12 protein-coding genes are annotated in these 14,425 nt (G+C 43.3%); all 12 read left to right on the plus strand.

What is annotated here, in order from left to right; all coding sequences use genetic code 11:
* The first annotated feature begins 34 nt into the window (after positions 1 to 34).
* The 12 genes from CWI69_RS00280 to wecC all read left to right on the plus strand — a co-directional run bounded on the left by CWI69_RS00280 (position 35) and on the right by wecC (position 14,423).
* Positions 35 to 1,126, plus strand: coding sequence for an MATE family efflux transporter (locus CWI69_RS00280; RefSeq protein ID WP_126760860.1), 1,092 nt, complete (start codon positions 35 to 37; stop codon positions 1,124 to 1,126).
* Positions 1,123 to 2,229, plus strand: a complete 1,107-nt coding sequence (locus tag CWI69_RS00285) for a polysaccharide pyruvyl transferase family protein (protein WP_126760861.1) — start codon at positions 1,123 to 1,125, stop codon at positions 2,227 to 2,229. Before CWI69_RS00280 ends, CWI69_RS00285 begins: the two co-directional genes overlap by 4 nt.
* Positions 2,226 to 3,419 carry a hypothetical protein gene (locus CWI69_RS00290; RefSeq protein WP_126760863.1) on the plus strand — a complete coding sequence of 398 codons (1,194 nt, stop codon included), beginning with the start codon at positions 2,226 to 2,228 and terminating at the stop codon, positions 3,417 to 3,419. Before CWI69_RS00285 ends, CWI69_RS00290 begins: the two co-directional genes overlap by 4 nt.
* Entirely contained in the window at positions 3,416 to 4,462 is a 1,047-nt protein-coding gene (locus CWI69_RS00295) for a glycosyltransferase family 4 protein (protein ID WP_126760865.1), read from the plus strand. The genes CWI69_RS00290 and CWI69_RS00295 overlap by 4 nt, the downstream gene beginning before the upstream one ends.
* On the plus strand, positions 4,449 to 5,498 hold the full coding sequence (locus tag CWI69_RS00300) for a glycosyltransferase family protein (protein ID WP_126760866.1): 1,050 nt from the start codon (positions 4,449 to 4,451) through the stop codon (positions 5,496 to 5,498). Before CWI69_RS00295 ends, CWI69_RS00300 begins: the two co-directional genes overlap by 14 nt.
* A 61-nt stretch (positions 5,499 to 5,559) precedes the next feature.
* Entirely contained in the window at positions 5,560 to 7,692 is a 2,133-nt protein-coding gene (locus tag CWI69_RS00305; RefSeq protein WP_126760868.1) for a bi-domain-containing oxidoreductase, read from the plus strand.
* Between the two features lie 4 nt (positions 7,693 to 7,696).
* Positions 7,697 to 9,571: a heparinase II/III family protein gene (locus tag CWI69_RS00310; protein ID WP_198678857.1), complete on the plus strand. Its 1,875-nt coding sequence runs from the start codon at positions 7,697 to 7,699 to the stop codon at positions 9,569 to 9,571.
* Positions 9,571 to 10,788 (plus strand): glycosyltransferase family 4 protein, encoded by a 1,218-nt coding sequence (locus tag CWI69_RS00315; protein ID WP_126760872.1) that lies wholly within the window; start codon positions 9,571 to 9,573, stop codon positions 10,786 to 10,788. Before CWI69_RS00310 ends, CWI69_RS00315 begins: the two co-directional genes overlap by 1 nt.
* On the plus strand, positions 10,788 to 11,381 hold the full coding sequence (locus CWI69_RS00320; protein ID WP_126760873.1) for a sugar transferase: 594 nt from the start codon (positions 10,788 to 10,790) through the stop codon (positions 11,379 to 11,381). The genes CWI69_RS00315 and CWI69_RS00320 overlap by 1 nt, the downstream gene beginning before the upstream one ends.
* Complete coding sequence (locus CWI69_RS00325) at positions 11,378 to 11,998, plus strand: acetyltransferase (RefSeq protein WP_126760875.1); 621 nt, start codon at positions 11,378 to 11,380, stop codon at positions 11,996 to 11,998. Before CWI69_RS00320 ends, CWI69_RS00325 begins: the two co-directional genes overlap by 4 nt.
* 14 nt (positions 11,999 to 12,012) lie before the next feature.
* Complete coding sequence (locus CWI69_RS00330; RefSeq protein ID WP_126760877.1) at positions 12,013 to 13,188, plus strand: DegT/DnrJ/EryC1/StrS family aminotransferase; 1,176 nt, start codon at positions 12,013 to 12,015, stop codon at positions 13,186 to 13,188.
* Positions 13,189 to 13,202: 14 nt separating this feature from the next.
* On the plus strand, positions 13,203 to 14,423 hold the full coding sequence (gene wecC / locus CWI69_RS00335) for a UDP-N-acetyl-D-mannosamine dehydrogenase (protein ID WP_126760879.1): 1,221 nt from the start codon (positions 13,203 to 13,205) through the stop codon (positions 14,421 to 14,423).
* The last annotated feature ends 2 nt before the right edge of the window (positions 14,424 to 14,425 follow it).

A 14,425-nucleotide genomic window follows, 5' to 3' on the forward strand; every position in this document is an offset into this window, starting at 1 on the left:
ATCAGCGATAAACTTTTTAGTATCGATACTTCTTATGAAGTACCTAGACCCAGCGAGTTTTGGTATCTTTGTTTTATATACGACGATCGTGATGTTCGCGTCAGTTTCGACTTCTATAGGCCTAAATAACTCATTTCTGATTAATGTTCAATCGGAAGGTTACCAAAAATATTATAATCAACTAATAGCCATTAAAGGTATACTATTCTTTTTATTAATAGTAATTTTTGGTGGGTTTTACTGGTTCAACGGAAATGAAGTGTTGTTGGCAATTATGGTAGGCCTCTCATTGGGCCCATTTGAAGCTATCTACCTTAAGCATCAGGTTAAATTAGATTTTAAAAAATACGCTATATGGCTACCAAGTAAGAATGCATTCTATTTTTTATTATCAGCAATTAATATATTGCTGTTCAATGCTTCAATCGAGGAAAGTCTTGAAATTATCTTTTTTATTGCGCTGCCATTGTCGATGATGTTCTATCTCGTCAATCCCCTCAGAGCGAAATCGCTCAAAATTAAATTTGATATGCGCCTAAAAGGGTTCAAGCATCTTTTATTTCAAGATTTGGTAGCGGTAATAAGTACAAAGTTTGATGTCTGGACATTAAGTGCTCTAGTAGCTCTAGGCTTTATTTCAACTAGAGAGTTGGGACTTTATGCGTCTGCGCTCACCTTCGCAAGTGTGTTAGTCATTATAACTTCTTCAGTTACTTCAGTGCTTTTGCCAAAAGATCAGGTTGTTACACATCAGTCCTTAGGTAGATCAATTTTACTATCTTGCTTTATAGGCGCTTCCCTCCTAAGTATTTATTGGTTTTTTATCCTTCTAATTTCTAATTATTATTTAGCCGAGACATACCAGGAAATTCCGCTTTACGTAGTCCCGCTTCTAATTGGCACCCTTATTTCACTGGCTAGTGCGTTCCTAAGAGTTTATCTTTTAAAAAATGGCCATGAACGGTTTGTCAGTTTGATTTTTGGCTTGCAACTTCCTTTGATGTTATTGATTTTAGTTCCATTAGCTTTGCTCTGGGGCTTGCTGGGCTGTCTAATTGCATTCCCAGCGTTTAGGCTCGCTATATTTCTACTTCAAGGTAAACGGATATTGGACTTAAGAGTATGAAAAGAGTTCTTATTTTAGGTGGCTATGAGTTAGGCAATTTGGGTGATGACGCATTAGCGCTATCTACAGCAATTTATTGCCTAAAATCAGGGATTGAATGTACTTTTGAATCGAAACAATCTGCATATGTTCCGACGATGATATTCCGCGAACTAAATTTTATGCCACATGATACTACAGCGGATTATGAGGCAATAATTTATGGTGGTGGAACGTTATTTTACTCGTATAGTAACGCTCAATCCCAAAGTAAGATTATACGGTTTTCTAAGAAAGTGTACTCAGTAATTAAGAAACCAAAAGTATTGTACGATTTTTTTTACAGTATGCTAAAAATTAGAAAGGCTTCCAAAACGTCAGATATAATTATGCTAGGCATGGGATTCGGTCCGTTTCATGGAAATAAACTGCAGCTGAGTAGGGTACGTGATATCGCGTCGAATACAAAAATCATCGGCGTACGGGACGTGAAGTCTCTGGACTGTCTAGATGAAATCAACGTAAGTAACACATTTCTAATGCATGATTTGTGTCTGACAAGAGAGTTTAGTGATTATCTGAAAACAAACGGTAATAAACCACCGGTCAATACAAGTGATTTAAGTAAAACTTATCTAACCGTGATCCCAAGAGATTGGAACCGTACAGAAAATGGCAAACTTCTATCATTTAAGTTGAAAAGGTATTGTGGCAAAGTTCTGGAAGACGGGAAGGGCATTAACTTTCAATTTTATAGTTTAATTGAAGACCAAGAATGGAAATCATTCGCGGAAGGCTTGCAGAGTAGATATCCGGACCTAGTAAATATAACTACTTGGAATCCTAGACTCGAATCAATGCGTGATTTCATATGTCAATTGGAAGACACTGAATTTGTGATATCAATGCGTTTTCATGGCGCTATTTTTTCGATGTTGCTACAAGCTCCATGCTTTATTGTTCCTATAGACCAGAAGCTCACACAACTATCGGCTAGATATGGACTTAGAGAATGGAATGACCAGATTTTCTCACTCTGCAAATACAGCCTAACGCTCGATACTGAAACGGCGTTAAACGAAAACAGCGATTTGTTAATAAAAATATTTGAGAAGATAAGTTGAATATTAAGAATATAATCCTTCTTTTAGTTGCGCTTGTACTACCGCTTGCAACTCCGCAACCCATCATAAGCGAAGTTTTTAATGTATTTCTATTTATCGGTTTAGTAGTGGTTTACTTGGCAGTGATGTTGAGTTCGACGCGCATTCTCAAACGAGAAAACAATAGTTTTATGTTTATCATTTTTCTCGGGGCGTCATGGATGTTAATGTCCCTTACCATTAACGCTGTTATTACGGATTATGAGTTTTCTGTTTTTTGGGCAGTATTGAAAATATTGATTTGGTTGACAACTATCCCTTTGTTGCTGGGTTTTGCAAAACAGAATTGGGAGACGTTTCTTCCTATCAGCCTCCGCATACTACAGTTGGTCGTAGTTGTAATATCTTTAGGATTATACTTGTCCCTCATCAATTCAGATGTAAGTCGGTTTTTTGCTGGCAACTATGGATTGTCGTATGCCGAGATTAGTGCGATGCTTCAATACTATAATGATAGGCCCTCATCGTTTCTAGGAAACCCCAACTTTCTTGGTGTTTTTAGTGCTTTTTGTTTTATAGTTCTATCAATGTCCGAGGCTAACAAGCAGAAGCTTAATGTTTTGCTTTTATCATTCCTTATTTGCAACATACTTTTATCTCGATCTCGGACGGCGTTAATCATCTTAATGGTTTTCATTATTTTAAACCTTTTTTATAATATAACACATTTGCGGAAAGGATCCGGTTTAGGATTTTTGTTTTTATTCATCATGATAACGTTCGCTTTCTTTACTCTTAATAGTACCGATATTTATATCTCTAGATATATATCAAATATTAATTTGGCAGGGCGCGAGCAAATTTGGTTTAAGTTAATCGAGGAAATTTCTGCTTTGGAGATTTTGCTTGGTTCTTATGGCAATTATCAAGATGGAATAACTTTGGATAGTGATTATCTATTTGTTTTGTATTTTTCAGGTTTTATCGGTGTCTTTTTACTTTGCTTAATGTATGTGCGTATTTTGATGAGTGTAAGATTCGCTAGAGAAGTTGTTTTTTTTATGATTCCGATGCTTACGGCAAGTTTAGCCCTTTCTCTGATAAGTACGACCAAAATGTTCCTGCCAACACTGATTCTACTGACAATAAGTTTCTGTTTGGCTTTCAAGCGTATTAATTGCTCTAGAATAGAAAGTGAGGTACTCCAATGAGTCTAAAAGTAGCTGTTTCGCTTCCGGATTTGACGTTCACTCGAGCAGGGGGGTTACGTACGCAGTTCGAAAGGACTACGGAAGAACTTGAAAAGCTTGGATGTGAAATTACTTATTTTACGGGTGCCAATTTCGAGGAGCTACGGTCAGTTGATCTTTGCCACATTTTCAGCATGAACTCACCAACATACTTTAAGGGGATTGCCCTTAAGAAGCTAAACAAACCATTGGTTTATTCATCTGTAATGTGGCGAGAAAGCAAGCCCGTGTTTATTAGGACGTTACTAAATTTATCTGATGCGTTGCCGTTTAAGATATTTAACGATGTTGTTGCGTGTCGGGACTTAAGTAGGCTGTCTGACGTAATCCTCCCGAACACTAATCAAGAAAAAGAATGGCTTCGAAAGGCTATTGGAGTTGACCCTAAAAAAATGCTGGTGGTTCCGAACGGAGCCGACAATAGATTTAAGAACTCAAATTTGGATGAAGTAGATTTGAATTTGCCCTTTGATGATTTTGTGTTTAGTTCCTGTGTGGTTTATCAACGTAAGAATCTTGTTCGATTGGCAGATGCGTGTTTGGAAAATGGCTTTCCATTGGTGATTGCCGGACCGATCGAAGACGAAGGCATTTTTGATCTAATACAGAAGAAGGCTGAACGGGGATTATCTGTAAAATTCTTAGGTGGCTTAGCAAATGATGATGTGATGTTGGGTGCTCTATATAAGAGGTGTCGTGTTTTCGCACTACCCTCATTCTACGAAACGCCTGGGATATCAGCTCTTGAAGCAGGTCTTCAAGGCGGTAATATTGTTGTGACAAAGGTTGGGGGAGCAGAACAGTATTTCGGCGAATATGCACGATATGTAGACCCATATGACAAGCGCGATATATCGGACAAGTTAGCGGATGCTTGGCACAACCCTTTATCTCAGCGACAAAAAGAGGAATTGGCTTCTCATATTGCAGATAAATACTCTTGGTTGGCTGTAGCTCAACATACAAAGCAGGTTTATGAGGAAGTCGTTAATGGCAAGATATAGAGGTGTTATTGTTGGCGCCCTTCCCTTGCCTGTAGGTGGCGTCTCTACATTTATTTATCGGTTATTGGAAAATGTACTTACGAATAATGACGTCGTCATTGATCTTTATCCAAGTGACTCTAAAGTACGTACAGCTAACCAAGTGCCAATATCAACTTGTAGAGGAAGCTCGATACAAAGATTTGCTTGCCTCTTTATTTTCCTCTTGCGTAATCAATATTCCTTTGTGCACTTCAACTTCTCAACATTAAAGGCGTTATTTGGATTTTTGATTCTACCTAAAAAATCGAAGTGGATACTAACTTTGCATAATGGAGGCATAGCAGAGGAATATGAGCGAGGTAATAAACTAACAAAGTGGATCTTAAAGAGAGCTATAAAACGTTTTGATGTTGTCCACTCAATTTCGGAGAGCCAACGATCATTTTATGATCATTTCCAATACCAAAGTCAATTAGTCGAACATTTCTCAACGTATATACGCCCATCAAAACAATTAAGTCCTCAACTACCTACGAGCATAAGTGAATGGTTAAAACTCCATAAAAGCAAACATAGAAAAATTTTACTAAGTTCTGGCTACTGGCGTTCAGTTTATAACTTTGAGGAAATGATAAGATTTTTAGCATCTGAAAGTGGTCAGTTGTTTGCTGGGATAATTGTTATTTACGGCGAGCAATCAGCTCGATTAATATCAGAGCTAAAGACTGAATACTCCAATATTGAAAATTTGCTAATCACTAACTCCTGGAGTCAGGAAGTTTTCTTAGAGCTTCAAATGTCAGTAGATTTTTATGTGCGTTTGAATTCGGAAGACAGTTTTGGAATCGCAGTAGCTGATGCCGTAACTCTCGGAGTTAAAGTGTTAGCATCTGACGTTTGTGAACGCTATCCAGGTACAATTATTTTTCCAATCTCGGAAATTGAGAATTGGCATCTATACCTTAATTCAGAGCCGAATGTTAACTTTGCTATAGCATCCGAAGACCTCGATTCTCAGAATGCCTTACGACAACTATACAATAAATTGAGTTAAGCAAACTTTGCCCCACATCTCTGTTAATATCATGACAACAGAATAGACGAGTATTAATTTCATGAAGCAAGTTTTACAAGACCTTGGGAACGGAGATTCTTATCTAGCCGAAGCTCCGAGCCCCTCTTTAGTCGCTGGTTCAATTATTTCAGAAACGAAAATATCCCTTATTTCATCTGGAACAGAACGGAGTTTAATCGACTTCGGAAGGGCTTCTATTCTGGACAAAGCACGGCAGCAACCTGACAAGGTAAAAATGGTGCTTGAAAAAGTTAAAACAGACGGATTAGCCACTACGATTGGTGCTGTTAGATCCAAGCTAACGCAACCGCTACCGCTTGGTTACTGCAATGTAGGTGTTATCAATTCAGTTGGGATGAACTGTAATGATTTTAAGGCTGGTGATCGCGTTGTATCGAACGGCCCTCATGCGGACGTTGTTCGTGTTGCCAAGAACCTCTGCGCTAAAATTCCAGACAACGTTTCGAACGACGAAGCATCATTTACAGTTGTAGCAAGTATTGGTCTTCAAGGTATTCGGTTGGTCAACCCTACTTTGGGTGAGACCATAGCCGTAACAGGTGTTGGATTAATTGGTCTGCTAACCGTCCAGTTGCTGCGAGCGCATGGATGTCGCGTATTAGCGATAGACTTCGATGAATCTAAGCTTGCTCTGGCCAGACTATTTGGAGCCGAAACTTGTAATCTTGGTAAGGGGGAAGACCCAGTGGAGGCAGGCATCAGATTCAGTCGAGGAAATGGCGTCGATGCGATCATAATCACTGCCTCAACTAAGTCTTCAGATCCAGTAACTCAGGCCGCCCGAATGAGTCGTAAGCGTGGCCGTATAGTTCTAGTAGGAGTAACAGGGTTAGCGCTTAATCGCGCTGATTTTTACGAAAAAGAACTTAGGTTCCAAGTTTCTTGTTCATATGGTCCAGGTCGTTATGATCCCAATTATGAAGAGAAGGGGCAGGACTATCCATTAGGTTTTGTTCGTTGGACAGAACAACGTAACTTCGAAGCAATTCTCGATATGATGGCGTCAGGCCGATTGGATGTGAAGCCATTAATTACGCACCGTTACGCATTTAATCAGGCTGATAAAGCTTATGAGACGCTAAGCAACGATAAGAGCGCACTTGGAATATTATTGAAGTATGAACACCCTGTAGAAGAGCGCCATAGATCTACGGTCGTTTTTAACAATAATTACCAACATAACCCTACGGAACCCTCTATTGGTTTTATAGGTGCAGGAAATTATGCTTCTCGTATGCTAATACCTGCGTTTAAGGCTGCTAATGCACAGCTCTATTCGATCGCAACATCCAGTGGGATCAATGGAGTCATTCATGGTAAGAAAGCCGGATTTAAAGAGACTACAACCGATACCGATGGCCTGCTAGCCAGTGAAGATGTGAACACAGTCGTGATCGTCACTCGTCACAACAGTCATGCACGCTTTGTTAAGAAAGCGGTGGAAGCTGGAAAGCACACATTTGTAGAGAAACCTTTAGCGATCAATTTTGATGAGTTGAGTGAGATTAAAACCGCATATGAAGCTATAGAAACGCCGCCGTTGCTCATGGTCGGTTTCAATCGTCGTTTTTCTCCGCAAGTTCAAAGGATGAAATTGCTTCTAGAACCAGTAAAGCAGCCCAAAACCCTTATTTTAACTATGAACGCCGGGGCTATTCCCGCAGATCATTGGACGCAAGATATGGAAGTTGGTGGAGGCCGCATCATCGGAGAAGCATGTCATTTTATTGATCTCGCACGCTTCCTGGTGGGGTCGGACATAATCTCTGTTCAGTCTAGACGTATGGGCGACACTAATACCGGTGAGATTACTGAAGATAAAGCATCAATAACCCTAGGGTTTGCCGACGGGTCACTTGCAACCATTCATTATTTCGCGAATGGTGCCAGCAGTTTTCCTAAAGAACGTGTCGAGGTATTTGCCGCGGGGCGCGTATTACAGCTCGATAATTTCAGAAAGTTGAAGGGTTATAATTGGCCAGGTTTCCGAAAAATGAACTTGTGGCGTCAAGACAAAGGTCAAGAAGCCTGTGCTAAAGCATTTCTAGATGCTATTCGCAATGGTGAACCAAGCCCCATTCCGGCAAGTGAGCTTTTCGAAGTGGCACGAGTTACACTTGAAGCCGCAGACCAACTCCGTAAGCAAAGCTAATTCTGTGAAACTCGTTAAGTTAAAAACGCTGGGTCGTCTCGGCCTAGCGAATTTATTCAGAGTAGCATGGTATCGTTTTTCGATTCGGATGGGTTTAAGTCCGGTTCATAAGCTTAAGGCTGAAGTTCCCCATGCGCCGTTCCTAACCCTGTCTCATGATATTTCTAGTCACACCTCAATAGTTATAAGATACGAAGTGGATGATGAGAAAATAGAGCTGTTCGGTTCAGAAACCTATTCTTTGCGTCGGACGCATCCTCCGGATTGGTTTGAGAGTCCATTTACTAATGATAAAGCTAACGAACAGTGCAAAAACTGGTGGGAGATTTCGGATTTTGATACCAGCGTTGGGGACATAAAGCAGCTTTGGGAACTCTCACGGTTTGATTGGGTATTGAAACTAGTTCAGCTAGCGCGAGTTCATGCAGTCGATGATCCATCGCGTTCCTCAGAGTACGAGCAACAACTGAATTCGTGGTTAGCTGACTGGATTCAACACAATCCACCCTACACCGGCGTCAATTGGAAGTGTGGTCAAGAAGCCTCTATTCGCGTGATGCACCTAATTTGTGGGGCTAAGATCTCTGGATCCTTGTCTCAACCACCTAGCGGCCTCTTGAATCTTATTGAACTGCACCTGCAGCGAATCGCACCGACGATGAGCTATGCCGTTGCTCAGGATAATAACCACGGTACATCAGAAGCCGCAGCATTGTTTGTAGGGGGATCATTTCTCGCTGCCCACGGAAGCAAGGCTGGTTCAAAGTGGGCCAGAAAAGGACGGAAATGGTTAGAAAATCGAGCAGCATATTTGATCGCTACCGATGGTTCATTTAGTCAGTACTCGATCAATTATCATCGAATGATGCTAGACACTCTATCGTTTTCTGAGACGGCTAGAGGATGGTTTGGAGCTCCTAAATTTACCTCTACGTTTTATAGTCGTGCGCTTGCCGCAACGAATTGGTTGGCTGGAATGACCGATGGAACGACTGGGGATGTCCCGAATCTCGGAGCAAATGATGGTGCGCGCTTGTTCCCCCTCACAAATACAGATTATAGAGACTACAGACCTTCTCTGGTATGGGCCTACAAGGTCTTTGCTGACGCTTCTCCAATGAAGCATTTTATGAATGCAGAAGAAAGTGAAGCTGTTTTGTTTTGGCTGGATCTCCCACCTGCGGAAAAAGAGATCGAAATACCGCGAAATATGCACGCTGAAAAAGGTGGGTTCGTTGCTATGCGCTGTGGAAAAGCAAGAGTAATAGTAAATTACCCGCGTTTTCAATTTCGCCCAAGCCAAAACGATTTATTGCATGTCGACTTATGGGTCGACAGTGAGAACCTGCTTCGTGACGCGGGAAGTTATAGTTATAACTGTGAAGAGCCATGGCAAAGTTACTTTCCAAGCACGGCAGCGCATAATACAGTTCAGTTCGACGAGCGCGATCAAATGCCACGAATTAGTCGGTTTTTGCTGGGTGCTTGGCCAAAAGCAAAAGGTGCGGAATTTGAGGTATCTAAGGATGCGTTAGTTCAGAAATTTAGGTGTAGTTACAAGGACTACCTTGGTGCAATTCATCATCGCAAAGTTGAGTTAAACGCATACAGACTCGTGATCCGAGATATAGTCAGCGGTTTTAAACAGAAAGCTGTCGCGAGATATCGATTGAGTCCTGAACGTGACTGGAAATGTTCAGACAATGTAGTTTCTGATGGCCGACATACGTTGACTTTTGAAGCCGATGTGTCAATCGATTCTATTCGAATCGTTGATGGCTGGGAGTCACGCTATTACTTCCATAAATCTAAAGTCCCGGTTGTGGAAGTCACACTTACCAAATCAGGTAGCCTAACTATGGAGTATCAGTGGGCATAATGAGAATTCTTTATTTCCATCAGCACTTTTCCACCCCAAAAGGTTCATCAGGTATCCGCTCGTATCAAATGGCAAAAACCGCAATTCAGAATGGTCATCAAGTGACCATGGTGTGCGGAAGTTATGGTGGCGGTAACACAGGGCTCGAGACACCTTTTATTCGGGGTAAGCGGCAAGGGAAAGTAGACGGCATCGATATTATTGAGTTTGATTTAGCTTATTCAAATTCAGATGGGCTTGTGAAACGAAGCCTTACGTTTCTAAAGTTTTCGGTTAAAAGCATCGGAGTTGCGCTCCGACATGACTATGATGTCGTTTTTGCAACCACCACACCGTTAACCGCAGGCATCCCAGGTATTTTCGCGCGTTGGTTACGTCGCAAACCCTTTGTGTTTGAAGTACGCGATCTTTGGCCTGAGTTGCCTAAAGCTATGGGAGTCATCACCAATCCTATTGTACTTTGGGGGATGTCACTTTTAGAGTGGGCGAGTTATCACTCAGCGCATCGTTGTATTGGTTTATCGCCAGGCATCGTTGATGGAATAGCTTCCCGTGGAGTTCCTCGTGGAAAAATAACGCTTATTCCCAACGGTTGTGATGTTGAAATATTTTCCCAGATAAATAAAACATGGAGACCCAAGGGGATCGAGGACAATGATTTCTTAGCGATTTTTACCGGTACACACGGTCAGGCCAACGGGCTTGACTCGGTCCTTGAGGGCGCAGCGGAGCTCAAGCGACGCGGGCGAAATGATATAAAATTTGCCTTGGTTGGACAGGGAAAACTGAAAACGAACTTGCAGAAACAAGCAGAGGTAATGGGACTGGATAATATTGTTTTCCATGAGCCTGTTCCCAAGCAAGACTTGGTAGATTTGATGGCCGACGCTGATATTGGTCTGCAAGTATTAGCGAATGTCCCAGCATTCTATTATGGAACATCACCTAATAAGTTTTTCGATTACATTTCAGCGGGGCTACCAGTGCTAAATAATTATCCGGGCTGGCTGGCTGAAATGATTCATGAGTATGATTGTGGTTATGCTGTATCTCCGGACAGTCCTAAAGAGTTTGCGGATGCCCTGGAACATGCAACAGATAATCAGAACGGTTTGCTTGAAAAGGGCCAACGAGCAGCAATGTTAGCGAAGTCAAAATTTGACCGGCGAGATCTAGCTGATAAGTGGCTTAGTTGGGTTACTGGAGCGGTTCACTAATGAAACGGACTTTTGACATTCTTGTTTCGGGGTCTGCCTTGCTTCTGCTTCTTCCTGTTCTGTTTGTCGTTTCTTTACTGGTTTATATTTACCATGGTCGCCCGATCCTGTTTGGACAAATACGTCCTGGTAAAGATGGATACCCGTTTCGCATGCTCAAATTCCGCACGATGCGAGATGCTAACGATGATAAAGGGGAGCCGCTATCCGACTCAGAACGGTTGACTAAGTTTGGCATATTCTTGCGAGCAACTAGTTTGGATGAGTTACCGGGACTTTGGAATGTATTGAAAGGGGACATGAGCTTAGTCGGGCCACGTCCATTGTTGATGGAGTACCTCGAACTGTACACACCAGAACAAGCACGCCGCCATGAGGTTCGACCTGGTATTACAGGTTGGGCCCAGGTAAACGGGCGCAACGCGATCAGCTGGGAAGAAAAGTTTAAACTAGATGTCTGGTATGTAGAGAATCAATCGCTGTGGCTGGATATTAAAATTTTATTCATGACGGTGAAAAAAGTTTTCGCTCGAGAGGGTATCTCAGCCGATGGCCATGTAACCACTGAAAAATTCAAAGGCTCGAAAAAATGATTAAGCGGCTAGCACTCATTGGGGCAAGCGGACACGGGAAAGTTATAGCTGATATAGCACGTGCTAATGGCGTTAAGTCTATAGTCTTTTACGATGATCGTTGGCAGAAAATTGAAGAGCTCGCCGGTTATCGAGTTGTGGGAGATGTTGCTAAAGCAATGGAAGATGCTGCGACAAAATATGACGCAGCGGTGGTGTCTATTGGCAACTCAAGTATTCGTGAAGCGATCCAACAGCAACTTCCTTGCGTCGCGTCTGCTCTAGTTCATCCATCAGCTTCTGTTAGCCCTTCTGTAAAGTTAGGTCTGGGCTCAGTGGTGATGCCGAACGCAGTCATTAATGCCGACTCTGTTATTGGTGATGGTGTGATTATCAATAGTGGTGCTGTCATTGAACACGATTGCATTATTGGTGACTTCTCTCATATTTGCCCAAATGCTGCTCTTGGTGGCGGTGTATTCGTGGGCCAAAAATCTTGGATTGGTATTGGCAGCGCTATTATTCAGCTCACTAAGGTTGGGAGCAATGTAACTGTTGGCGCAGGTTCAGTGGTTATTCGTGATGTTCATGACAACCAAACAGTGGTCGGTAACCCCGCCAATTTGATCAAACGTTAGGACCTTATTTGTTTATGCTAAATACCTCATTCTCCCCTTGGCCATTATTCACCGAAGAAGAAGCCAAGGCGGTACACGACGTCGTTTTATCGAATCGTGTGAATTATTGGACCGGCACCGAATGCCGAGAATTTGAAAAAGAGTTTGCGACTTATACCGACTCTAACTATGCGGTCGCTTTGGCCAATGGCACGCTCGCTCTCGATGTTGCTCTGCGCGCACTCGGCATAGGTGAGGGCGATGAAGTCATTGTCACTCCACGTACCTTTATCGCATCGATTTCGACAGTGGTTAATGCTGGGGCAACACCAGTTTTTGCAGATGTTGATCGCGAAACACAAAACATCGAAGCACATACCATTGAGCCTGTAATCACACATAAGACCAAAGCTATCATCGTCGTGCATCTGGCTGGACGCCCAGCCGAGATGGACGCCATCATGGCGCTTGCTGAAAAGCATAACCTTTATGTGATTGAAGATTGTGCACAAGCGCACGGTGCCCGTTATAAAGGCAAGTCGGTCGGTAGCATCGGACACATCGGTGCCTGGTCGTTTTGCCAAGATAAGATCATGACCACCGGTGGTGAGGGCGGAATGGTCACCACCAATGACGAATCTTTGTGGCGTAAAATGTGGTCATTTAAAGATCACGGTAAAAGTTACGAAGCCGTGTACGAACGCGAACATCCACCAGGTTTTCGCTGGTTGCATGAAAGCTTCGGCACCAACTGGCGCATGATGGAAGTGCAGGCCGCGATCGGCCGCATTCAACTGCGCCGCATGAGTGACTGGACGGCTGCGCGTCAGCGCAATACAGCAGCGATCACCAATGCGTGCTCTGGGTTTTCAGTAGTACGTACACCAGCTGTACCCTCGCACATGGAGCATGCGTGCTATAAGCATTATTGTTTTATTGAGCCTGCTCATTTGGCGGACGGTTGGACACGCGATCGCATCGTATCTGAAATCGTTGGCCGTGGTGTGCCTTGCTTCCAGGGCTCCTGCTCTGAAGTGTATTTAGAGAAAGCGTTCGATAACACTGGTTGGCGTCCGTCTGAGCCACTACCCGTTGCACGGGAGCTTGGTGAGACGTCGTTGATGTTTTTGGTGCATCCAACATTAACTGACGATGAGATTGATAAAACGAGTTCTGTAATTCGTGAAGTTTTGAGCCTAGCTCAGAGATAAAATTAGGAAGCAGTATGACAAAGGATATTTGTATCATTGGCCTGGGTTACATAGGCCTACCCACCGCCGCTTTGTTGGCGAATCAGGGATTTAAAGTCTTCGGTGTCGACGTAACTGAAGATGTCGTCAATACCGTGAACAATGGTGACATTCACATCGTAGAGCCAGAACTCGATGCCTATGTTGCCAAAGCCGTAAAAGAGAAGAATCTTGTTGCCGGCTTAGAACCAAAACCAGCTGATGTGTTTATCATTGCGGTTCCCACGCCATTCCATGACGGTCATGTGCCGAATATAGATTACGTCGAAGCCGCAACTCGGGCCATAGCACCGGTTGTAAAGGCTGGGAACATGGTGATCCTGGAATCGACCTCACCCGTGGGTACGACAGAACGTGTCGCCGATGTATTGGCAGAAGAGGGCGTAGATACCTCTTCTTTGTTTATTGCCCATTGCCCGGAGCGCGTACTGCCTGGTCATATCATGCGTGAGCTTACCGAGAATGATCGTATTGTCGGCGGTATCACTCGTGAAGCTGGCGAGGTCGTCGCAGATTTTTATCGCTCATTTGTTACAGGCGACGTGCTGGTTACCGATGCCCGCACCGCAGAAATGGCGAAACTCACCGAGAACAGCTTCCGTGATGTGAATATCGCTTTTGCTAACGAGCTATCGATTCTCTGCGACAAATTTAAGATTGACGTATGGGAGCTGATTCGCCTTGCCAATCGTCATCCGCGCGTGAATATTCTGCAACCAGGCACTGGTGTTGGCGGCCATTGCATCGCCGTTGACCCTTGGTTCATCGTGCATGAAGGCGGCAAAGACGCACGCCTCATCCGTGCTGCCCGCGAGATCAATGATTATAAGACGGCATGGGTAGTTGAGCGGATCCTCGATACGGTAAAAGCATTTCGTGATGAACATGGCAGAGCGCCGTCGGTGGCCTGTATGGGACTTGCGTTTAAGCCAAACATTGATGATATGCGTGAGTCACCTGCACTGTCGGTTTTCCAGTCGCTGGTGCTTGAAGATGTCGACGCGTTAGCGGTCGAACCTAATCTGAAGCGTCATAAAAGTATCGTACTCAACGATTATCATGATGTCGCTGACACCGCTGATATTGTCGTGTATCTGGTATCACATAATGAATTTAAAGGCTTAAAAGTGCGTGGCAAAGTACTCGATTTTTGCGGCGTGACTGTCGCTGCTGCTGCGGTTCCTGCTGCGAAATAAAA

This window comes from Pseudidiomarina halophila (assembly GCF_003987215.1).
GTDB classification, from domain to species: Bacteria; Pseudomonadota; Gammaproteobacteria; order Enterobacterales; family Alteromonadaceae; genus Pseudidiomarina; species Pseudidiomarina halophila.